The organism is Curtobacterium sp. WHRI 8282 (genome assembly GCF_040223925.2).
Classification (GTDB): Bacteria; Actinomycetota; Actinomycetes; order Actinomycetales; family Microbacteriaceae; genus Curtobacterium; species Curtobacterium flaccumfaciens.
The window spans coordinates 37,720-58,945 of record NZ_JBEHCD020000001.1; the positions used below are offsets into that span (position 1 = coordinate 37,720).

Sequence of the window (21,226 nt, forward strand, 5' to 3'; positions counted from 1 at the left end):
ACCGCGCTCGACATCTCCTGCTCACCGAGCGCCGCCCGGGCCGCATACTGGTCGGAGAACGCCGGACGAGGAGGCCCCGTGACGAACGCGTACGACAAGCTCCCGGGCCGCCCGGACCCCACCGACCTGGTGGTCGAGGTCCCGGCGTTCGAGGACGACCGCCCCCAGCCCGAACCCGCTCCGCCCGCCGCGGCGCCGGAGCTCGTGGCCGCGACCGAGTTCGCGCGGTCCTCGCACGCACCGCCCACGATCCGCCGGACGCAGATGCGGGCGGGCGCCTGGATCGCGGGCGTCCCGATCGCGGCGCTCGTGGTCGTCGCGATCGTGCAGATCCTGCTGCCCCGCTGACCGAGAGCGTCACTGGGCGGGGCGGAGCGGGGCGCTCGGACGCGTTCTCACGGGCTGTGCGACACCTCACGCACAGCCGACCGCGTGAGGTGTCGCTGAGCACGAAATCCGGGCGTCGTCCGGATCGTCAGACGATCGACCAACGTCGAGCCACATCGCGTGCATCCGCATCGCAGCGCACGCAGGCTGGGTCCTGTCCGAGCAAGACGACCCGAACGGGTCACCACTGCAGAGATGGGAAACACGATCATGAACTCGTTCAAGCGCAAGTCCGTGAAGCTCCTCGCCGGCACCGCCCTCGGTGGCGCCGTCATCGCCGGGGCGTTCGTCGCAGCCCCCGCGCAGGCCGCCGAGCCCGCGCCGCCCAGCACCTCGTCGTCCGTCGGCGGCAACGTCAACGTCAACCTCGACCCGGTGGCGATCGTCAACGCGATCAAGGACGCCGTCAACGACCAGAGCGATCGTGGCGGTGCCGTGCAGGCGGCGCTCGACGTCGGCTACTGGAACGCCGGCAACCCCGACCGCCTCACCGTCGCGGTGGTCAACAAGAACCAGGACATCACCGTCGAGGGCGACGTCGCGGACGCCCAGTCGATCGACATCAAGGGTGGCAACTACGTCATCTACTGGTTCAAGGGCCCCGGCAAGGTCACCAACAACGGTGACGGCGGCTGGCTGAACTGGGGTGTGTTCGGCAACATCGAGCGCATCGACAACGTCATCCACGTCAACGGCGGCTGACTCCCCCGTTCATCGGCGACGCCCCCTGGGACCTCGGTCTCCGGGGGCGTTGCCGTGTGCTGTCGGACTCAGGGAGCGTCGTCGCCCGCCCGCGCCGCTTCGATCGCCGACGGCCGGTTGCGTGCAGCCAGCCTGAAGTCCCTCCGAGACCGGATCCAGCCCCGGACGAAGGCGACCGACACCAGCGCCGTCCGGTTCGGCGCGTTCCACGACTTCATCAGCCGGCCGAGGTGCCAGGCGACGGCCTGTCGGCTGTAGGCGGTCTCCTTGGCGATGGCGTCGTTCGAGAGCCCGCGGGCGGCGAGCGCCAGCATCCGTTCCTCGGTCTCGTCCAGGCCGGGCGCCGATGCCACCAGGTCGATGTCGTCGGTGCCGAGTGCGGTCGTCGGGTCCGCCGACGCCCCTCCGCGGTGCTGTGCCCAGGCTTCCGCCCAGCACGAGCCGAGTTCGTGCGCCACGAGTGATGCCCGGCTCATCGCGAGCATCGTCCGGCCGGCGTGGTCCATCGTCGTCGCGTGCTCGCGGGTGGCCGTGTGCATGACGAGGGCGAAGACACGGATCGCGGGCAGGGCGCCGCGGAGCACGACCGAGACGTCGACCTGCGGGTCGTCGGCGCTGGCGGCTGCGACCTCGCGGAGCCGGACCAGGCACTCCGGGTCGAGTGGTTCCCCACGTTCGACCGCGCGCAGTGCCGCGGGGAGCACGAGCGGGACGATCTGCTCGTACCGACGCCGGAGCCAGTCGTGCCCGTCGGGTCGGATGCCGTGCAACGGTGGCGCGAGCAGCAGCTCCGTGAACTCCGGACACCGCTCGTCGAGCGCCAGCCCCAGCCGCTCCCCGGGGAGCAGCACGGCCGTCCGTCGTGCGTCGTCGCGCTCGGTCGTCATCGTGCGTCGAACGTATCCGGACAACAGGTGTCGTGTCCGCTGCGTTCACGTGGTGTTCGTTCTTACCCGGGCCACAGCGCCCTGCCTCGGCCCCCGTAGCCCCGCTGCCGAGCATGAGCGGCATGACGGAGACGAACCAGCCCCTCGACATCGACATCGTCGTCCCCTGCTACAACGAGCAGGACACACTCGCCGCCCACGTCCGACGGCTCCACACCTTCTGCCGGACGTCGTTGCACCACTCGTGGCGGATCACGATCGCGGACAACGCCTCGACCGACGACACCGCCCGGATCGCCGACGACCTCGCCGCGATGCTCCCCGGCGTGCACGCGGTGCACCTGCCCGAGAAGGGCCGGGGCCGGGCACTCAAGGAGGTCTGGGCGGCATCGCCGGCGACCGTGCTCGTCTACGTGGACGAGGACCTGTCCACCGACCTCGCCGCGCTCGAACCCCTCGTGGCGCCCCTGCTGTCGGGGCACTCCGACCTGGCGATCGGCACCCGGCTGGCAGGTTCGTCCCGCGTGGTGCGCGGCAGCAAGCGGGAGTTCATCTCGCGCTCGTACAACCTGCTGCTCCGGACGACGATGGGGGTGTCGTTCTCGGATGCGCAGTGCGGGTTCAAGGCGGTCACGAAGGCCGCCGCCGACCACCTGCTGGCGTTGTGCGAGGACGACGCCTGGTTCTTCGACACCGAGCTGCTCGTGCTGGCCGAGCACGCGGGACTCCGCATCCACGAGGTCCCCGTCGACTGGGTCGACGACGTCAACTCCTCGGTGCACATCGCGTCGACCGCGACCGAGGACCTGAAGGGCATGTGGCGGGTGTCGAGGAACATCGCCACCGGGCGGGTGCCGATCAGCACGGTTTACGCGGCGATCGGTCGGCAGCCGTTCACCCCACCGAGCGTGGGGTTCCTGGGGCAGGTCCTGCGGTTCGGGGCGATCGGGGTGCTCTCGACCCTGGCGTTCGCTGCCCTGTACGCCCTGTTCCGGCCGGCGATCGGCGCCCAGACCGCGGACTTCCTCGCGCTGCTGGTCACGGCGATCGGCAACACCGCACTGAACCGGCGGTTCACGTTCGGGGTGCGGGGCCGTGCGGGAGCGGGTCGGCACCACGTGCAGGGCCTGGTCGTGTTCGGCATCGCCTGGGCGATCACGTCGGGGTCGCTGGTGGTGCTGCACGCGTCGGTACCGGGCGCTTCGCACGGTGCGGAGATCGCGGTGCTCACGGCGGCCAACCTGGTGGCGACGGGCGTGCGGTTCGTGTTGTTCAAGGCGTGGGTGTTCCGTGGTCGCCGACGCCCGGAGCTCATCCGCCCCGGCACCACCCCGGCCGCCGACGCCAGCACGGCGGTCACCGAACCGATCGCGACCCCCGAGCGCACCGGCGACCGCGCTGCCTGACACCGCGAGCAGCACGGCAGCTGCCCGCCGCGTCGCCCATCCGGTGCGAGGTCGTCCGCTCCGTGCGGCGCTGCGACCTCGCACCGAGTGATCGACCTCGCACCAGCCGGAGACCCCCGCGCCGCGCCCCACACCACCCGTGTTGCACGGTCGGTATACCAAGCCGTAGCATCGCCCTACCGCACCACCACCCCACAGGGCCCGACTGCCACCATCGGTCTGCCCGCGGCGAGCGCTCCATCGATGCAGCCCGCGCCGTCCGCTGCCGGCAACGCCCCACTGGACCCGCACGTGAACCCCACCTCTTTCGGTCTCTACGACCCTGCCCGCGAATCGAGCGATTGCGGCGTCGGTTTCATCACCCGTCTCGACGGGACGCCGAGCCACGACGTCATCCGCAAGGGCGACGAAGCGCTGTGCTCCATCCCGCACCGCGGCGGCAAGTCCGCCGAGGGTGTCGGTGACGGCGCCGGCGTCAGCATCGACCTGTCGGTGGAGTTCTTCAGCGCCATCACCGGCGAGCAGCTGCGCGCCGGGCACTTCGGCGTCGCGAACTGCTTCGTGCCGAGCAGCGACGGAGCCGACGGCACCGACGAGCGCGCCCGCGCCGAGCAGACCGTCACGGACGCCATCACGGCCGAGGGCTTCGAGCTGCTGCTGGTCCGTGACGTCCCGGTGGACCACTCCGTCGCGCGCCCCGAGGCCGAGCAGTACCAGCTGCCGATCGTGCAGTGGGTCTTCCGTGCGCCGTCGGACTGGGACCGCGCCGAGGTCGACGCCGCCGCGAACCGCGCCCTGCTCGCCATCGAGGCGGTCTCCTACGCCCAGGCCGCCGCCGAGCGCGCCGAGCACGCCGCCCTGTACCCGCTGTCGCTCAGTGCCCGGACCCAGATCCTGAAGGGCCGGCTGAACTCCGGCGAGGTGATCGGGTACTTCACCGACCTGCGCGACCCCCGGCACTCGGTGCGGACGCTGTACTTCCACACCCGGTTCTCGACGAACACCGAGCCGCACCCGACGATGGCGCAGCCGTTCCGCCTGATGGCGCACAACGGCGAGCTGAACACCGACCGCAAGAACCGGCTGTCGGACGAGGCGCTCGCGCGGGCCCGCACCCGGAGCATCGTGCGTCCGCCCGGGCAGTCGGACTCGAGCCGACTCGACCAGACCCTGCAGAGCCGCGTGTTCGACGACGGGCTCGAGATCATCGAGGCCGTGGTCTCGCTCATGCCGCCGGCGTGGGAGAACGACCGCACCCTGACCCCGGACGTCCGGGACATGCTCGAGTACTTCTCGCTGTACGAGGAGAAGAACGACGGTCCCGCCGCGGTGATCTTCAGCGACGGCGACGTCGTCGGCGCCCGCCTGGACCGCCTGGGCCTGCGCCCGCTGCGCACCGTCGAGACGGCCGAGTACCTGATGGTGTCGTCCGAGGCCGGCCAGGTCGAGTTCGACGCCGACGAGGTCGTGCACCGCGGCCGCATCGAGGCCGGCGGCATGCTCGTCGTCGACCACCGCACCGGCACCCGCATGCGCACGGGCGAGGTGCTGCACATGCTCGCGGCCCGCCGTGACTACGGCACCCTGCTCGACGCCGCCCGCGTGAACCTGGACGACGTGCCCGCTCCGGACTACGAGCGCACGACGTCCACCCTGGGCTACGACGGCGACCTGTCGCTCGCGGGCCGGTACGTGGCGTACTCGCTGAACCAGGAGAGCTTCCGGTTCATGCTCGACCCGATGCTGCAGAACGGGTCGGAGCGCATCTCGGCGATGGGTTACGGCAACGCCATCAACGCCCTGAGCGACACCGAGGGCGGCATGGCGAAGTACTTCTCGCAGCGCTTCGCCCAGGTGACGAACCCGCCGCTCGACTCGATCCGCGAAGCCGACGGGATGTCGATGCGCGTGGCACTCGGCGCGAAGCCGGACGGCACGGGCACCACGGGGCGTCAGCTGGTCGTGCAGTCGCCGATCCTCGGGCACCTCGACATGGTGCGGCTGCGCGAGCAGGACATCGTGCCGCTCGAGCGCTTCGACATGCTCTACGTGCCGGTGCCCGCCGACGAGCAGGCCAACGCCGACGCGATGCGCGGCGCGCTGGACGCGCTGTGCGACGCGATCGAGGCGTTCGCGGCGCGCGGTGGCGGGATCGCGGTCGTGACCGACCGCGAGGTGTCGTCGACCCATGCGCCCCTCCCCGTGATCCTGGCCGTGGCCGCCGTCAACCAGCGGCTCATCGAGACCGGTCTGCGCCTGCGGGTGTCCGTCGTCGCGGAGAGCGGTCAGCTGCCATCGTCACACCACGTCGCGACCGCGCTGGGCTTCGGTGCCGCCGCTGTGTACAGCTTGAGCGCTCGGCTGCGCGCGGAGGAGAAGTACCCCGCCGCCCCCGCACCCGCCGGCGAGCTGACCGCGACCGACCTGGCGCTCAAGCAGTTCCGCAAGGCCGCCGAGAAGGCCCTGGCGAAGACCATGGGCCGCGTCGGCCTGTGCACCGCCGAGAGCTACATCGGTGGCGAGTTCTTCGAGCCGAACTACCTCGACACCGGCGACGACGTGCTCGCGCGGATCTTCCCGCACATGCAGGCACCGGTCGGCGGCGTCGGCTTCGCGCGCATCGCCCAGGCGGCGACGGACTGGCACGAGCGTGCCCGCTCGGTGGCGTCCGAGGGCCAGGTCCCGCTGCTCGGGCTGTTCAAGGAACGCTCCGACGGCGCCGGCCACTCGTTCGGCGTCGCGAGCGTCCGCGGGTTCGGCGGCATGACCGAGGAGCGCCCGGCCTTCGAACGCTCCGGCGACTCCGACGCGCTGCGCCTGCTCACGCTCGGCCAGCTCGACGACTCGTTCGGCATCACCGACGCCGCGTACCGGAACACCGGGTACGACCGGCTGAGCGACGCCGAGATCGACGCGCACCGCATCACGCCGGGCTACGTCACGTTCCTGCAGACGACCCACGACGAGCGGTCCCGCCGCCCCGCCGCGCTCCGCGACGTGCTCGCGCTGCCCGCGGACGTCACCGGGATCGACACGGCCGAGGACTTCGCGCGCGAGCTCGGCCGCTTCTCGACGAGCGGCAACGCCAGCGTCACCGTGCGCGGGCTCTCCGGCTCGCGTCCGTCGGACGACCAGGACCTGCCGGGAGGCACGGAGCGGTTCCGCCTGGAGCTCACGTCGACGGGGACCACGGGTGCACTGCGCCACGCGGCCCTGGCGGACGGCCTCGCGCTGCTCCACCCCGGACAGATCGACGTCGACGCCGTCGACGACACCGGGGTGACGCTCCGCGCCACCGGTGCGGCCGTCGCCCTGCTCGCACTGCTGCAGAGCGCCCCGGCGAGCGTCGAGCTCGACGAGGTGCAGCCAGCCCACGAGATCACCCGGACCCTGGCGTCCGGCGCGATGAGCCACGGCGCGCTCGTCGCCACCGCCCACGAGGCCGTCGCGCACGGCACGAACATGGTCGGCGGCATGTCGAACAGCGGTGAGGGCGGCGAGCACCACTCCCGCTACGGCACCATCCGCGGCTCGCGCATCAAGCAGTTCGCCTCGGGCCGGTTCGGCATCTGGGCCGGCTACCTCGCCGACCCCATGCTCGAGGAGCTCGAGATCAAGATCGGCCAGGGCGCGAAGCCCGGCGAGGGTGGCCAGCTGCCCGCACCCAAGGTCACGGTGGACATCGCTGCGGCCCGGGGTGGCACGCCCGGCGTCGAGCTGATCTCGCCGCCGCCGCACCACGACACGTACTCGATCGAGGACCTCGCGCAGCTCATCCACGACTGCAAGGCCGCCCGTGTCCGGGTGATCGTGAAGCTCGTCTCGTCCGAGGGCATCGGCACCATCGCGGTCGGCGTCGCGAAGGCCGGCGCCGACGTGATCAACGTCGCGGGCAACACCGGCGGCACCGGCGCAGCGGCCGTCACCAGCCTGAAGTACGCCGGCCGCTCCGCGGAGATCGGCGTCGCCGAGGTGCACCAGGCCCTGGTCGCGAACGGCCTGCGCCAGAAGGTCACGCTCCGCTGCTCGGGTGCGCACCAGACCGGCAGCGACGTCGTCACGAGCGCCCTGCTCGGCGGCGACAGCTTCGAGTTCGGCACGACCGCGCTCATGATGCTCGGCTGCGTGATGGCGAAGAACTGCAACGTGAAGTGCCCGGCGGGCCTGACCACGAACGCCGAGGCCTTCGAGGGCGACCCCCGCGCGCTCGCCCAGTACCTGCTCAACATCGCCCACGACGTGCGGCAGATCCTGGCCCGTCTCGGCCTGCGCTCCCTGCGCGAGGCCCGCGGCCGGACCGACCTGCTGCAGCTCCTGGACCACCCGGCGAGCGTCGGCCGGCTCGACGCCCGTGCCCTGCTCGCCCAGGTGCCCGAGAAGATCGTCGTGGACCCGGAGTACCTGGAGAAGGACTTCCACACCGACGACGCCCTGCTCGAGCGCGTCCGCACCGCCCTCGTCGACCACGCGCAGGAGCACGTGCTCGTGCACGGCGTGCTGCTCGGCAACGCCGACAAGTCGGTCGGTGGCCAGCTCGGCATCGACCTCGAGCGTCTGCTCAACCACGAGCTCGGCGCAGAGGACGTGCAGGGCCTGCCCGCCGTGACGACGGACGACCGCGGACGCCGCCGACTGGTGGACGGCGCGGTCACGATCCGCACGCAGGGATCGGCCGGGCAGTCCTACGGCGTCTTCAACAACGACGGCGTCGTGCTCGAGCACACCGGCACCGCGAACGACGGTGTCGGCAAGAGCCAGAGCGGCGGACGGATCATCGTTCGCGCCCCCGGTGGCGGCAGCGCCGCAGAGGGCGGCAACGTGCTGGTCGGCAACTTCGCGCTGTTCGGGGCCACCGGCGGCCGCACCTTCGTCGAGGGCGAGGCCGGCGACCGGTTCGCCGTCCGCAACTCCGGCGCGACCGCCGTGGTCGAGGGCCTCGGCGACTTCGGCTGCGAGTACATGACCGGCGGCGCCGTGTTCAACCTCGGCGCGTTCGGCAAGGGCCTCGGCAACGGCATGTCCGGCGGGTTCCTGTACCAGTACGACCCCTCCGGCCAGGTCGCCGAGCGTGCCAGCACGGACTCGCTCCTGGTGTTCCCGGTCACCGACACCGAGCGCGGTGCGTTCCACGAGGCCGCCGCCCGCCTGCTGCTCGAGTGGCACCTCGAGGCGACGGGTTCGGCCCTGGCCGAGCGGCTGCTCGCCGAGTGGGACACCGCCCGTGCGCACGTGTACGTCGGCATGCCGCGTGCCCTGCTGCTCACGCAGGACGCCGGCGAGATCCTCGCGGCGGCGACCCGGCCCGAGCTCCTCGACGAGCTCGCGACCTCGATCGCCACCGACAAGCTCCGCGCGTTCAAGCTCGACTACCGCGACCAGCGCACGGTGCTCGACGGCCGTGCCCCGGCGCTCGGCGACCAGGGCGAGGACATGTTCTCGTTGCTGTCGTCGTACACGGTGCTCGGGGTCGCCCAGGACGTCGCCCTCGAGCGCGTCCCGGGTGCGTTCGGCGCCGCCGACCCGCGGGTCGCCGAGGCCGTCAAGAACCTCGTGCTCACCGAGGACTTCTCCGTCAAGCAGCGCGTCGTGAAGTACCTGCGTGGCACCCTCGACCGGTTCGCCGACGACCAGCTCGCGACCCTCATCGCGATCAAGCGGCTCGACGACTACAAGCGCGCGCTCACGCAGCGGAACAACCGCAGCATGGACGCGCCGGGCACCACGGGGTGGATCATGCACCAGAACGCCAAGAACGACGGCCGCGTCCGCGAGGCCCGCTTCGACGAGCTGCTCGCCACCGCGGCGCTCGAGGACATCGCACGCCGTGCACCGCAGGCGCCGACCGAGGCGGTGACCGCGTGAGCCTGCTCCCCCCGACCGGGTCGCTGATCCCCGTCGACGCACCGTTCTCGGCCGCCCAGGAGTCCTGGCTCGCCGGGTTCATCGCGGGCATCGCCGCCGCCGGCAAGAAGGTCGCAGCCAGCGCGCCCACGACGACGATCGACGTGCTCTTCGGCACCCAGACCGGCAACGCCGAGTTCCTGGCCGACGAGCTCGTCGCCGGCGCGAAGGCCCGCGGACTCGGCGGTCGTGCCAGTGCGCTCGACGCCGTCACCCCCGAGCAGCTCGCCGAGATGTCGCACGTGCTCGTCGTCACCTCGACCTACGGCGAGGGCGAGATGCCCGACAACGCCGGGCTGTTCTGGGACGCGATCCAGGCGAGCACCGTGCCGCGGCTCGAGGGGCTGCAGTACGCCGTCCTGGGCCTCGGCGACACGAGCTACGACGAGTTCTGCCAGGCCGGCAAGCTCCTCGACACCCGGTTCGAGCAGCTCGGCGCGACCAGGATCCACGACCGCGTCGACTGCGACGTCGACTTCGAGGACCCGGCCGCGCTGTGGACCGCGGCGGTCCTCGACCGCCTCGCCGCCGAGGCCGGCGCGACGGCCGCACCCGGCGCGACCACGGGCGGTGGCGCCGGCGACGGTGCCGGCGCGACCGGCGGGGCGGGCGCGAGCCGTGCCTCCCGGCCGGGGTCGCAGTGGAACAAGCGCAACCCGTACCCGTCGCGCCTGGTCGAGAACCGGCTGCTCTCCTCGCCGCGCAGCGCGAAGGAGATCCGGCACTACGAGTTCGACCTCGGCGACTCGGGCATCGAGTACGCGGCCGGCGACGCCCTGGCGGTCGTGCCGGTCAACGACGAGGTCTTCGTGGCGGACCTGCTCGAGCAGGTCGGCGCCAACGGCGGCGAGGCGTTCGACGGCCGGCCGATCACCGAGGTCCTGCGGACCGACCGTGAGATCCGGACGCCCTCGAAGGACCTCATCGCCGACCTGGTGCAGCGCGCGCCGTCGAGCGAGCTCGCGGCCGTCGTGGCGCACGGCGACAAGCACGAGCTGGACCGTTGGCTCTGGGGACGCGACGTCCTCGACCTGCTCCGCGACGCCGGCCCGGCCGCCCCGGGACTCGACGAGCTGCTGCCGAACCTGCGGCCGCTGCAGGCGCGGCAGTACTCGATCTCCTCGAGCCCGCTGGCCCACCCGGACCGCATCCACCTGACCATCGCGTCGGTGCGCTACGGCGACCCGCACCGGATGTACGCGGGTGTCGCGTCGACGTTCCTGGCCGACCGGGTCGACCCGGACGGCACCGTCGACGTCTACCTGCAGCCGAACGCGTCGTTCGGGGTGCCGGCGGACGAGTCGGCCCCGATGATCATGATCGGCCCGGGCACGGGTGTCGCGCCGTTCCGCGGGTTCCTGCACGAGCGCGCGGTGTCCGGAGCGACGGGGCGCAACTGGCTGTTCTTCGGCGACCAGCACCGAGACACCGACTTCGTGTACCGGGACGAGCTCACCGAGCTGCAGGAACAGGGCGTGCTCGACCGCCTCGACCTGGCGTTCTCGCGCGACCAGGCCGAGAAGGTCTACGTGCAGACGCGGATGCTCGAGCGCTCGGCGGAGCTCTTCGACTGGCTCGAGGACGGCGGCCACGTGTACGTCTGCGGCGACGCCTCACGCATGGCGAAGGACGTCGAAGCAGCGCTGCTCCAGGTCATCCGGACCGGACGCGGGCGCGGCGAGGACGACGCGCAGGCGTACCTGGCCGACATGCGTCGCGCGAAGCGGTACGTGCGCGACGTCTACTGAGCCGCACACGGACCTGACGGCGGATCCGCGTGCAGACGTGATGAGTCCGCCCCGGCCACGGAACCCGAATCCGATGGCCGGGGCGGTCCCGGAGGAGCGCCGGTCGATGGGACCGACCGGTGAGCCCTGCAGCGTGACGCGCGGCTCCCGACGCACGGCGTCGGTCGTCCGAGCATCGAGTCCCCTGATCCCGGATTCGACTCGACCGCTCGTCTCGGCCACCGGTGGTTCGCCGGTGCCGGGCTCGCAGTCCGTCACGGTGCTGTTCGGGTCCCCCTCCTGCCGCGGACTCTGTCAGCACCGGAGCCCTAGCAGACCGGTGCGGGGGACGACAGCCGACCGCGCTACGCAAACCGTACGACATCGGACATTACGAGCGGAACCCGTTGACCGGGATCAGCGCACTGTGCTATTGCCCCCCGGGATCAGCGCGCGGTGCTCCCGCTCGGCGTGCCCGAGGCGTCGTCCGCGTCGCCGGGTGCCACCGCCCGCGACCACGCGGAGTCGGCCGCCGTGCTGGTGTCCGCCGGTTCCGGCGTCAGCACGAGCCCCGAACCCGAGGTGGCCGAGGCGTAGAGGTCCTCGAGCCAGCTGCGGTTGATCGACGGCACCCGGCTGCCGGTGAACTTGAAGTGCAGGCTCACGTTGGGGTGCAGCCAGATCGTGCTGCGACCGTTGCCGTGGACGACGTCGTCCTTCCACGAGAACGCGAAGCGGTGGTCACGCCGGAGCATGTTGACGATGACGATCTGCAGGTGCGTGAGCGCGCGGTCGTCGATCCGCAGGTCGAGCGGTCTTCCGTCGTAGATGAGCTGCCCCATGGCTCCTTCTACTCCTGCGCTCCGGTGTGCGCGAGGCCGGACGCCCAGGTGGTGATGGTGCGGTCGAACCAGACGGCGTCGACGTTGCGCTCCCAGGCGTGCTCGGCCGGCTCGCTGACCGCCAGGGTCACCGTGCCGGGGTGGGCGTCGGCGAACTCCTGACTGGCCGAGAACGGCACCGTGGTGTCGCCGGTGGAGTGGATGAGCAGGGTCGGTGGCAGCTGTCGGGGTGCGCGCAACCAGGACAGCGCGCGCACGTCGACCGGCGAGCGCAGCCCCACCGTCCGGCAGAGGACCGGGGTCGCCATCGCCCCGAGGGCAGCGCCCACCACAGGGCCGGGCAGCCCCGCGCGACGGGCCTGGGACCGGACGGTGACGGCCCAGTCCAGTGCCGGGGCGACGAGCACGATCCCGGCCAGGCGGTCACGGTGCGCCGAGCGGGCGAGGAGTTCGTGTGTGATCGTCGCGCCCATCGACCACCCCACGATGACGAGCCGTTCGGCGCCGTTCGCGACGGCGTGGTCGAGCGCCGCTTCGACGTCGGCCCACTCGCGCGCACCGAGGTGCGAGGCCCGGCCTTCCCACGGTGCTTCGCCGTCCCCGCGGAACGACGGGACGATCGAGGTCCAGCCGAGCTCGAGCGCGGCGGGGACGGTCCGGAGCGCGGTGACCCGGGTCGTCCGGATCCCGTGCACGTGGACTGCCCAAGTCCGGGCGGCCGCGGGATCGGCACCCCGGGCAGCCACGGAGTCGGCACCCTGGGCAGCACCGCGGTCCGGGCGTGCAGCACCGTCCGGCCCGGGCCGCACCACCCACGCGGGTGCCGGCCCCACCGGCGTCGGCAGCGACACCTCGGACCAGTCGACGTCCATCGCCGCCGGGTCCGGGTGCACGTGTCCGCTCCACCGCACCCGCGACGACACCGCGCCGGTCGTCCGCACCACGGCACGGCGGACGAACCCGGCGGCTTCGTCGACCTCGAGCACCGGCCCGACGGTGGTGTGCCCCGGGCCGTCGTGCCACAGCCCGTACTCCCCCGGCCGCACGGTGTCGTCGGTGATCGGCAGCCGGACGGAGTCCGCGTCGGACTCGAGCACGGGCGTCCACCGATCGCCTCCGGGCAGCACGATCCTGCCGACGACCTTCCGTAGGACGACCAGGACCGCCAGGGACACCGCCGCCAGCACCACGAGCGCTCCGAGCACCCACCACACGATCGTCACGCCGTCATCCTCCGAGGCTCCGGGTCAGGGTCCGTTCCGCCGACCGCACCTGCGCGAGTTCGGCGTCGTCGAGGGTCCGTCCCTGCACCTCGGCGTCGCGGATCGCGATGACCAGGTCGTAGGTCCGGGCCTGCGGGTCCCCCGGCCGCTCGACCGCCCGCACCGCGTGCCGCCGGGCGATGCGGCGCAGGCGTCGGTGGTGCCCGCGGTGGCGCAGGTCACGGCCCCACCGCCGGAACGTCAGCGAGGCCATCGCCACGACGATGAGCACGATGCCGAGGTAGAACGGCGGGTCGAAGGCCAGGCGCAGGCCGTCCCGCACCCCGGCCGGGAAGAGCCCGAAGTGGTCGGCGGTGAGCGAGGCCACCTCGTCGACGCTCGCCACGACGACCAGCGCGAGCCCGACGCGGAACACCACGAGCGCCACCGGGTTCTGCAGCACGCCGCGGCGCAGTGTCGTCGCGGCGATCAGTCCCACGCCCACCATGTAGACGGTCGCGTAGAGCCACATCGGGGTCTGCTCGATCTCGCGCACGATGAAGTGGAAGTCGGTCCCGCCGCGCTCCTCGACCAGCAGGAACGGCACCGTGAAGGCCACGACCACGACGAGCAGCGCCACCGGCCTGGCGAGCACCGGGCGCTCCGGCAGGTCGTCCGTGCTCGCGCGGAGCATCAGCCAGAAGGCGACGGTCGCGCAGACGTTCTGCACCAGGTTGATGAGGTTCGAGCCGCCCAGGGCACCGTCGAGCACCGGCTGCGGCACGACGCTGCCGAGGGTCAGGAGCCCGAGCGCCCCGACGCCGGTGGCACCCCAGGCCGCCCGACCACGGGGGTTCCGCAGCACGTACGGCGTGCGGGCGAGGAAGATCAGCGCCGCGAACCAGAAGGCCGCGGCGTGCAGGACGGCCATCAGCCGTAGGCCCGCTCGTCCGCGCCCGTGGCCCCGGCGAGCAGGACCGTCGCGAGCTCGTAGGCGAACCGTTCGGCGAAGTGCTCGTCGTCGTCGGAGATGCTCACGAGCCCGGAGTCGGCGTCGAGCGCCCGACGGCAGACGTGGCCCCCGGCGGCGAACTCGGCCACGGACGACGGGGTGGGGGTGCCGACGTCGCCGTGCACCAGGTGCCCGAGCTCGTGCAGCACGCAGTGCATGCGGTAGAGCGGCGGTGCGTCGGCCGGCACGAGCACCAGGTTCTCGTGCTCGAACTGCGACACGAGCGCGGTGAGCGGACCCCAGCTCGGGCCGTCGACGTCGACGACGCGCGTGGGTTTGCCGACCATCCGACCGACGCCGGTCACCACGTCGGACAGCTGCGGCGCACGGGGCAGGGTGGCGACGAGGGCACGGACGGCACCGGACGCACCCAGCTGCTCCGCCATCGCCCCTCCGATCTCCGCGGCAAGACTACCGGCAGGTCCCCCTTGTGGACGAGACCGGCCGGACGTAACCTACAACCAAATGGTTGTACGAATCGAACTGTCCGACGCCGAGGTCGACCGGGTGTTCCACGCGCTGGCCGACGCGACCCGTCGTGACATCGTCCGGCGCACGCTCGTCGGGTCGTCGTCCGTGAGCGAGCTCGCGGACGCCTACTCGATGTCGTTCGCCGCCGTCCAGAAGCACGTCGCCGTCCTCGAAGGAGCCGGACTCGTGAGCAAGGAGGCCCGCGGCCGCACCCGCATCGTGCGCGCCGAGCCGGAGCAGCTCGACCGGGTCCGTGATCTCCTCGACGCCTACGGCCGCCTCTGGCACAGCCGGATGGACCGCCTGGGCGACCTGCTCGACGGCGACGCGTCCGGACACCCAGCACCAGACGACACCCGACGACACCAGGAGCGATGATGCCCACCACGTCCGTCCACACCGATCCCGACACCCTCTCGATGACCCTCGTCGCCGAGTTCCCCGTCCCCGTCGAACGCCTCTGGGCCGCCTTCACCGACCCACGCCAGCTCGAGCGGTTCTGGGGACCGCCCGGGTTCCCCGCGACCTTCACGACGTTCGACCTGCGCCCCGGCGGCCGTGCCGACTACCGGATGACGTCCCCGCAGGGCGAGCGGTTCCACGCCGTCTGGCAGGTCACCGAGGTCGACGAGCCCCGCCGCATCGTCTTCCGTGACCTGTTCACCGACCCCCAGGGCACCGTCGACGAGTCACTCCCCGCGGGCGAGACCGTGTTGTCGTTCGGCCCGGCCGACGACGGCTCGCGGGTCACCGTGGTGTCCTCGTTCGCCTCGGCCGCCGACCTCGACGCGATGCTCCAGATGGGCATGCTCGAGGGCTACCAGCAGGCGTTCGGCCAGCTCGACCGGGTGCTCGCCGACCTGCGCGAGTGGGCGCTGGGTGCGGGCACCGAGACCGAGGTCCTCGACGACACCCACGTCCGGATCACCCGGGCGTTCGCGGCGCCGCGGCACCTGCTCTGGCGGGCGCACACCGAGCCCGACCTGGTGCGCCGGTGGCTGCTCGGCCCCGACGGGTGGGAGATGACGGTGTACGAGAACGACCTGACCCCGGGCGGCACGTTCCGGCAGGCCTGGGCGCCGATGGGTGACACCGAGGGCGAGCCCTTCGGGTTCGAGGGCGAGAACCTCGTCGTCGAACCCGAACGCCGGATGGTGTCGACCGAGCGCATGACCGGGGCGCCCTTCCCGCCGAACACGAACGACCTGCAGTTCGACGAGGACGACGGCGTCACGCTCATGACGCTGCTCGTCACCTACCCGGACCGGGAACAGCGGGACATGATCCTCGCGACCGGCATGACGGAGGGCATGGAGGCCAGCTACCGGCGGCTGGAGCGCGAGGTCCTGTCCGCAGCGTGACCAGCAGACGGACGGGAGGCCCGTGGCGGCGCCGCCACGGGCCTCCCGTCCGTCCGGTGTCCGGTCTAGGACTCCTCGTAGTGCCGCGCGCCACCGCGCACGCCCGCGAAGCGGAACGGCGCGGTCGTGACGCGCGGACGCTCGACGTCCTCGCTGGTGGCGGCACCCGCTGCGTGCAGCGCGCGGTACGCGTCGACCGTCAGCGGGACCCGTGCCTCGAGCAGCGACCGCACACGACCCGCACGACGGTGCTCGCGGTAGTCGGGCCGGACGATGCCGGTGATGAGCTCACCGACGCTGCCCGAGCCGTAGCTGAACAGGCCGAGCCGCTCCCCCGCCAGGTCGTCGTCCAGGTCGAGCAGCGCTGCGAGCCCGATCCAGAGCGACGCCGTGTAGGTGTTGCCGGTCTGCCGGTTGTAGGTGAACCCGATCGCCAGGTCGGCCTCGTCGAACGGTGCGCCGACGTGCTGCGTGAGCTTGCGGTGCGCCTTGATCGCCATCTTGGTGAAGGGCTGGTGGTGCACGAACCGGGCGATGTCGTCGTACGCCGGGCCGCCCTGTTCCGCCAGGTCGTCCCAGGCACCGACGAACGCGTTGACGTACGCGCTCACCGAGAGCCGCCCGTCGACCAGCGCGGTGGAGCGGTCGTTCGGCCGCCAGAAGTCGTCGACGTCCGCGGTGTAGACGCCCGCCGCCGGCTCGATCTCGATCAGGTCGGGGTCGGCGGACACCAGGATCGCGGCGGCACCGGCACCCTGGGTCGGCTCGGCCGGGGTGTCGACGTCGTACCGGGCGACGTCGGCGGCGATGACGAGCACCCGCTCGTGCGGGGCGCGCGCGACGATGCCGAGTGCGAGCTGCACCGCGGCCATCCCGCCGTAGCAGGCCTGCTTCAGCTCGACCACGCGGACGGCCTTCGGCAGCCCGAGCAGGCCGTGCACGTACACGCCGGCGGCCTTCGACTGGTCGACGCCGGACTCGGTGGCGAACAGCACCGTGCGGATGCCCTCGACGCCGTGCCGGTCGATGAGCTCCTTCGCCGCCGCGGCGCCCATCGTGACGATGTCCTCGTCGGGCGCGGGCACGCTGAAGGCGTCCTGCCCGATGCCGACGTGGTACTTCGCCGGGTCGACGCCGAGCCGCTCGGCCAGGTCGTCGAGCTCGAGCACGTGGTGCCCGGTCGCGATCGCGATGTCGTGGATGCCGACGCCGGTCACGCCGCACCCCCTGCGGGCTTCGCGCCGCGGCGTTCCATGGCGACGTGGGCGGCCATCAGCTCACCCGGGTTGGTCTGTGCGGCGAGGAGCGAGAGCTCCCCGCACAGGACGGTCGCGGCGCACAGCGCGGCGAGGCGGCGGGCGTTCCCGCCCGGCTCCCGGTCCTCGCGGCAGCCGAGGCGCACCAGGGCGTCCTCGACGACGGGCAGGTCCCCGCCCTTGCCGTTGCCGACCGTGCCGACGATCAGGTGCGGCAGCGAGGTCGCGAAGTACAGGTCGCCGTCGCGGTCCTCGGCGCTCGTGATGCCCTGCGAGCCCTCGACGATGTTGGCGGCGTCCTGCCCGGTGGCCAGGTAGAAGCCGAGCAGCATGTTCGCGTAGTGCGCGTTCGCCGAGCGGATGGCCCCGGCGATCGTCGACCCGATCAGGTTCTTCGCGATGTTCAGCTCGACGATGCGCGCGGTGCTCGACCGCAGGCGCTTCTCGACGACCTCGCCCGGGATCACGATCTCGGCGATGGTGTTGCGGCCGCGGCCACGGATGCCGTTCACCGCGGTGGCCTTCTTGTCGGTGCAGAAGTTGCCCGACACCGAGACGTACCGCAGGCCCGGCTGCCAGTCCAGGATCGCCGGCAGCAGCTTGTCCGCCGCCTGCGTGACCATGTTGTGGCCGGAGGCGTCGCCGGTGGTGAACGCGAAGCGCAGGAACAGCAGGTCCCCGACGATCTCCGGGTGCACCTCGATGAGCTTGGCGAACCGGCTCTGTCCGGACACGATCGCGGCGAGCTCGTCCTGGCGCGCGAGGATCTGGCCCGCGGCGACGTGGGCTGCGGCGGCGCTGTCGGCACGGACCACGACGGAGCGGGTCATGCGCTCGTCGACGACGGTCGCGACGATGCCGTCCTCGACCATGCGCGAGATGCGGGCGCCGCGGCCGACGGACGGCCAGAGCGGCGACTCGTAGGTGGCGAGGGGGACCTCGTGCTCCCCCTGCACGGCGTTGCCGCTGACGCGGATCGGGCCGACCCACTTGGTGGGGATCGGTGTGAGCAGGTCACTCATCGAGGGCTCCTTCTGGTGCTCGCACCGCGACGCTGAGGTGTCTGATGTCGTGCGCCTCCCAGGCGCGGTGGATGCCGGCGGGGTCGGTGTCCGCCGGGACGAGCGCGATGCCGCAGTCGCCGCCGCCGGCCCCGGACGGCTTCGCCGCCCCGCCCGCGGCCTCGACGACGTCGCACAGGGTCGCGAGACGCTCGGTCTCGATCTGCGACCCGACGGACGCACCGAGGCGCTGCAGCAGCCCGCGGGCGCGTCGGAGGGCACCGAGCGTGCGCTCGGCGTCGCCGGTCTGGAGGCCCGTGGTCAGGTCGTCGACGGCGCTGCGGCTCTCGTCGAGGAACGCCTGGTACCCGCCGTTGCGGTGCCGACGCACCACGTCGACGAGCTTCGTGGTGGACGCGGGCGAGCCGGTCCAGCCGACGAGCAGCTGCAGGTTCTCGGGAGCGGGCAGCCGCTGGACGTCGAAGCCGTCCCAGGCGTCGGCGTCCGTCAGGATCGCGGACACGGCGTGGTCGCCGAGCATCGCGGCGAGGCGCTCGCGGTCGGGGGCGCTGTAGCGCAGCCAGCCGCCGAACGTGCTCGCGGCGAGGTCGCCACCGGAGGCCCGGGGGTTCACCCGGATGGTGGCGAGCAGGGCGACCTGGAAACGCTGACGCTGCGTCAGGCCGATGCCGTAGAAGCGGTCGAGGGCGCCGACCGTGGCGACGGTGACCGCGGCCGAGGACCCGAGCCCGAACTTCCGGCCGCTGGCGTCGTCCAGTTGGCTCTCGATGCGCAGGTCGTGGAACCGCGGGGCGATGCCGTGCTCGGCGCGGAGCTTCTCGACCAGGTCGATCGTGGCCATCACGTAGTCGTACGGGTGGTGCTCACGGTCGAGCGCCAGGCCGTCCTCGGCACGGGTCCACGTGAGCGGCAGGTGCCCGTACTCCTCGGAGTGCACGCTGCCCGCGCCGTGGCCCTCGCGCACCTTCGCCGTGATGGCGCGGTCGAGGGCGATCAGGACGGACGGCTGGCCCGGCTCGACGACGGCGTACTCGCCGGCGACGAACAGCTTGCCGTGTGCACGGAACTCGATCACTGCGCGGACTCCTTCTGGTCGGGATTGCTCCCGGTCTCTTCGGAGCGGAGCACCCGCGCGGCAGGTCCGGTGCCGGACTCGATGACGTCCCCCAGCGACGCGAGCGCCCCGGCGACCGCCGCCCGGTCCTGCGGCTTCGTGAGCACGACGACGTTCGGGCCCGCGTCGGCCGTGGCGTAGGCCTCGGTGCCGCCGGCGCGCAGCTCGGCGACGGCGTCGAACACGGCGACGCTGCGGGCGTTGAGGTAGCGGATCGGCGGGAACGCGCCCTCGATCGTCGCGTGCATGCGGAGCGCGTTGCTCTCGGTGATCTCGCCGATGCGGGTGAAGTCGCCAGCCGCGCAGGCCGTGAGCATGTCGCCGACGGTCTCGGTCGTCGAGGTCACCCAGGCCGGGTAGAACGGCGACGTCGCGATGGTGCGGCGCATGGCCTCGCGCGACCCGATCGGCTTCGGGCCGGCGTCGATCGTGACCACGACCATCGCCATCGGCGGGGCCGGGATCGGCTCGGCGAAGGAGCCCTGGTCGTCACCCGCGTGCCAGACGGCGACACCGCCGGGGATCGAACGCGTGGCCGAGCCGGAACCGCGACGTGCCAGACGCGACAGGTCGCGCGGCGACAGGTCGAGGCCGTAGGCCGCGGCGGCCGCGGTCGCCAGTGCGGCGAAGCCGGACGCGCTCGAGGCCAACCCGGCACCGGTCGGGACCGTGTTCTCGGACACCACCGACGCCCGCTCGGACGACCCCGCGAGTTCGCGCACCAGGTCGAGGAACTGCTGCACGCGCACCAGCGCACCGTCGTCGACGACGTGACCGTTCAGCGTGAACGCGTCACGCGCCTCCCGTCCGCCGTCCACCGCGACGGTGGTCGTCGTCGGGAACACGTCGAGCCCCATCGAGACGCTGCCCGTGGCGGGCAGCGCGAGCTGCGCGTCCGCCTTCCCCCAGTACTTGACGAGGGCGATGTTGGGGTGCGCGACGGCGGTGGCTGTCAGCAAGCGCGGGCTCCGATCGTGGTGGTCCAGGTGGCTGCGGCCCCTGCGCCGCGGAGTGCGGCCGCGATGCGGTCCGCGTGGTCGTCGTCCGTGGCGAGCGCGAGGACGCACCCGCCCCGCCCGCCGCCGGTGAGCTTCGCGCCGAGGGCGTCCGCAGCGCGTGCGGCGTCGACGAGCCGGTCCAGGTCGTCACTCGACACGTCGAGTGTGCTGAGCAGGTCGTGCGCGGCGTCCATGCTGGCACCCAGACCCTGGGCATCGCCGTCCTCGAGTGTCCCCCGTGCCCGCCGGGCGAGCGCGCCGATCCGGTCGATCACGGCGCCGACACCGACCGGGTCCTGGTCGTGGCGGGCGCGGACGGCCGAGACGGCCTCGCGGGTGTGCCCGGGGACGCCGGTGTCCGCGACGACGAAGGTGAACCGGGCGCCGAGCGTGACGGGTTCGATCCGGCCGCCCTCGAACCAGACCGGCGCGGACGCGACGACGCCCCGGGCGTCGAGGCCGGACGGTCGGCCGTGGGCGACGCGCTCGCACTCCTGGATGAGCTCGTGGTGGGTCTCGGCGTCGAGGGTCTCGCCCAGGGCATCGGCGACGGCGGCGGTCACGGCGGCGGCGACCGCGGCGCTCGAGCCCATGCCGCGGGCGGTCGGGACCTCGCTGTCGACCCGGACGTGGAAGTGGCGGTCGGTGACCCCGAAGTGGCGCAGGGTCGCGGTGACGGCGGTGACGGTCGGCATCACGGCCGCGGGTGCGAGGTCGAGGGGGCCGGTGTGCACGGTCGACTGCAGGCTGTGACCGGACTGCTCGGCGTCGGCGGCGACCGGCGTGACCGTCGCCACGACCCGCGCGTCGAGCACCGGCAGGACGAGAGCGGGTGCGCCGTAGACCACGGCGTGCTCACCGATCAGGATCGTCTTGCCGTGGGACGACGCCGATCCGTTGCCGGGGGTCGTGGTGTTGTCGAGGTCGCTGCTGGTCAT

Annotated in this window: 17 protein-coding genes; 7 read left to right on the forward strand and 10 right to left on the reverse strand. The window is 72.4% G+C overall.

Annotation, left to right across the window (positions count from 1 at the left end; translation table 11 throughout):
- Window positions 1-78 precede the first annotated feature (78 nt).
- A complete protein-coding gene (locus ABRP24_RS00165) occupies window positions 79-348 on the forward strand; it encodes a hypothetical protein (protein ID WP_027466025.1) in 270 nt (89 codons plus the stop codon).
- A 234-nt stretch (window positions 349-582) separates the two neighbouring features.
- Window positions 583-1,089, forward strand: a complete 507-nt coding sequence (locus ABRP24_RS00170; RefSeq protein ID WP_231495687.1) for a hypothetical protein — start codon at window positions 583-585, stop codon at window positions 1,087-1,089.
- Between the two features lie 68 nt (window positions 1,090-1,157).
- Here the strand turns inward: ABRP24_RS00170 and ABRP24_RS00175 are convergent, their stop codons facing one another.
- Window positions 1,158-1,976 carry a helix-turn-helix transcriptional regulator gene (locus ABRP24_RS00175; protein ID WP_349849679.1) on the reverse strand — a complete coding sequence of 273 codons (819 nt, stop codon included), beginning with the start codon at window positions 1,974-1,976 and terminating at the stop codon, window positions 1,158-1,160.
- Between the two features lie 113 nt (window positions 1,977-2,089).
- Here ABRP24_RS00175 and ABRP24_RS00180 point away from each other — a divergent pair, with 113 nt between their 5' ends.
- From ABRP24_RS00180 to ABRP24_RS00190, 3 genes are all read left to right on the forward strand, one after another.
- Window positions 2,090-3,382, forward strand: coding sequence for a bifunctional glycosyltransferase family 2/GtrA family protein (locus tag ABRP24_RS00180; RefSeq protein ID WP_301599936.1), 1,293 nt, complete (start codon window positions 2,090-2,092; stop codon window positions 3,380-3,382).
- A 291-nt stretch (window positions 3,383-3,673) separates the two neighbouring features.
- Complete coding sequence (locus tag ABRP24_RS00185) at window positions 3,674-9,244, forward strand: glutamate synthase-related protein (RefSeq protein WP_301599937.1); 5,571 nt, start codon at window positions 3,674-3,676, stop codon at window positions 9,242-9,244.
- Window positions 9,241-11,031 carry a sulfite reductase subunit alpha gene (locus tag ABRP24_RS00190; RefSeq protein WP_349849676.1) on the forward strand — a complete coding sequence of 597 codons (1,791 nt, stop codon included), beginning with the start codon at window positions 9,241-9,243 and terminating at the stop codon, window positions 11,029-11,031. Before ABRP24_RS00185 ends, ABRP24_RS00190 begins: the two co-directional genes overlap by 4 nt.
- Before the next feature lie 425 nt (window positions 11,032-11,456).
- On the opposite strand, the gene ABRP24_RS00195 is transcribed toward ABRP24_RS00190, so the two are convergent.
- Genes ABRP24_RS00195 through ABRP24_RS00210 form a run of 4 tightly spaced genes read right to left on the reverse strand, consistent with a single transcriptional unit; the run spans window position 11,457 to window position 14,452 of the window.
- On the reverse strand, window positions 11,457-11,852 hold the full coding sequence (locus ABRP24_RS00195) for an ATP-dependent DNA ligase (protein WP_071247046.1): 396 nt from the start codon (window positions 11,850-11,852) through the stop codon (window positions 11,457-11,459).
- 8 nt (window positions 11,853-11,860) lie between these two features.
- Window positions 11,861-13,075 carry an alpha/beta fold hydrolase gene (locus tag ABRP24_RS00200; protein ID WP_214521954.1) on the reverse strand — a complete coding sequence of 405 codons (1,215 nt, stop codon included), beginning with the start codon at window positions 13,073-13,075 and terminating at the stop codon, window positions 11,861-11,863.
- A 4-nt stretch (window positions 13,076-13,079) separates the two neighbouring features.
- Window positions 13,080-13,985, reverse strand: coding sequence for a hypothetical protein (locus tag ABRP24_RS00205; RefSeq protein ID WP_111058047.1), 906 nt, complete (start codon window positions 13,983-13,985; stop codon window positions 13,080-13,082).
- Window positions 13,985-14,452 (reverse strand): hypothetical protein, encoded by a 468-nt coding sequence (locus ABRP24_RS00210; protein ID WP_027466017.1) that lies wholly within the window; start codon window positions 14,450-14,452, stop codon window positions 13,985-13,987. Before ABRP24_RS00210 ends, ABRP24_RS00205 begins: the two co-directional genes overlap by 1 nt.
- Window positions 14,453-14,531: 79 nt before the next feature.
- Between ABRP24_RS00210 and ABRP24_RS00215 the strand changes: the two genes are divergently transcribed.
- Together ABRP24_RS00215 and ABRP24_RS00220 are read left to right on the forward strand one after the other, a co-directional pair.
- Complete coding sequence (locus ABRP24_RS00215) at window positions 14,532-14,915, forward strand: helix-turn-helix transcriptional regulator (protein ID WP_071247053.1); 384 nt, start codon at window positions 14,532-14,534, stop codon at window positions 14,913-14,915.
- Window positions 14,915-15,898 carry an SRPBCC family protein gene (locus tag ABRP24_RS00220; RefSeq protein ID WP_349849671.1) on the forward strand — a complete coding sequence of 328 codons (984 nt, stop codon included), beginning with the start codon at window positions 14,915-14,917 and terminating at the stop codon, window positions 15,896-15,898. The genes ABRP24_RS00215 and ABRP24_RS00220 overlap by 1 nt, the downstream gene beginning before the upstream one ends.
- A gap of 65 nt (window positions 15,899-15,963) precedes the next feature.
- Here ABRP24_RS00220 and ABRP24_RS00225 read toward each other — a convergent pair whose 3' ends face one another.
- Genes ABRP24_RS00225 through mvk form a run of 5 tightly spaced genes read right to left on the reverse strand, consistent with a single transcriptional unit; the run spans window position 15,964 to window position 21,226 of the window.
- Window positions 15,964-17,115, reverse strand: a complete 1,152-nt coding sequence (locus ABRP24_RS00225; protein ID WP_027466014.1) for a hydroxymethylglutaryl-CoA synthase — start codon at window positions 17,113-17,115, stop codon at window positions 15,964-15,966.
- On the reverse strand, window positions 17,112-18,176 hold the full coding sequence (locus ABRP24_RS00230) for a hydroxymethylglutaryl-CoA reductase (RefSeq protein WP_027466013.1): 1,065 nt from the start codon (window positions 18,174-18,176) through the stop codon (window positions 17,112-17,114). Before ABRP24_RS00230 ends, ABRP24_RS00225 begins: the two co-directional genes overlap by 4 nt.
- Window positions 18,169-19,251 (reverse strand): phosphomevalonate kinase, encoded by a 1,083-nt coding sequence (locus tag ABRP24_RS00235; RefSeq protein WP_071247060.1) that lies wholly within the window; start codon window positions 19,249-19,251, stop codon window positions 18,169-18,171. The genes ABRP24_RS00230 and ABRP24_RS00235 overlap by 8 nt, the downstream gene beginning before the upstream one ends.
- Window positions 19,248-20,249, reverse strand: coding sequence for a diphosphomevalonate decarboxylase (gene mvaD / locus ABRP24_RS00240; RefSeq protein WP_349849667.1), 1,002 nt, complete (start codon window positions 20,247-20,249; stop codon window positions 19,248-19,250). The genes ABRP24_RS00235 and mvaD overlap by 4 nt, the downstream gene beginning before the upstream one ends.
- Window positions 20,243-21,226: a mevalonate kinase gene (gene mvk, locus ABRP24_RS00245; protein WP_349849665.1), complete on the reverse strand. Its 984-nt coding sequence runs from the start codon at window positions 21,224-21,226 to the stop codon at window positions 20,243-20,245. The genes mvaD and mvk overlap by 7 nt, the downstream gene beginning before the upstream one ends.

What these genes read in the sequence shown, in the direction of transcription:
- ABRP24_RS00170 (WP_231495687.1), top strand. Translation starts at nt 583, where the DNA reads ATGGGAAACACGATCATGAACTCGTTCAAGCGCAAGTCCGTGAAGCTC.
- ABRP24_RS00230 (WP_027466013.1), bottom strand. Translation starts at nt 18,176, where the DNA reads ATGAGTGACCTGCTCACACCGATCCCCACCAAGTGGGTCGGCCCGATC.
- mvk (WP_349849665.1), bottom strand. Translation starts at nt 21,226, where the DNA reads ATGACCAGCAGCGACCTCGACAACACCACGACCCCCGGCAACGGATCG.
- ABRP24_RS00195 (WP_071247046.1), bottom strand. Translation starts at nt 11,852, where the DNA reads ATGGGGCAGCTCATCTACGACGGAAGACCGCTCGACCTGCGGATCGAC.
- ABRP24_RS00205 (WP_111058047.1), bottom strand. Translation starts at nt 13,985, where the DNA reads ATGGCCGTCCTGCACGCCGCGGCCTTCTGGTTCGCGGCGCTGATCTTC.
- ABRP24_RS00180 (WP_301599936.1), top strand. Translation starts at nt 2,090, where the DNA reads ATGAGCGGCATGACGGAGACGAACCAGCCCCTCGACATCGACATCGTC.
- ABRP24_RS00215 (WP_071247053.1), top strand. Translation starts at nt 14,532, where the DNA reads ATGGTTGTACGAATCGAACTGTCCGACGCCGAGGTCGACCGGGTGTTC.
- ABRP24_RS00220 (WP_349849671.1), top strand. Translation starts at nt 14,915, where the DNA reads ATGCCCACCACGTCCGTCCACACCGATCCCGACACCCTCTCGATGACC.
- ABRP24_RS00210 (WP_027466017.1), bottom strand. Translation starts at nt 14,452, where the DNA reads ATGGCGGAGCAGCTGGGTGCGTCCGGTGCCGTCCGTGCCCTCGTCGCC.
- ABRP24_RS00175 (WP_349849679.1), bottom strand. Translation starts at nt 1,976, where the DNA reads ATGACGACCGAGCGCGACGACGCACGACGGACGGCCGTGCTGCTCCCC.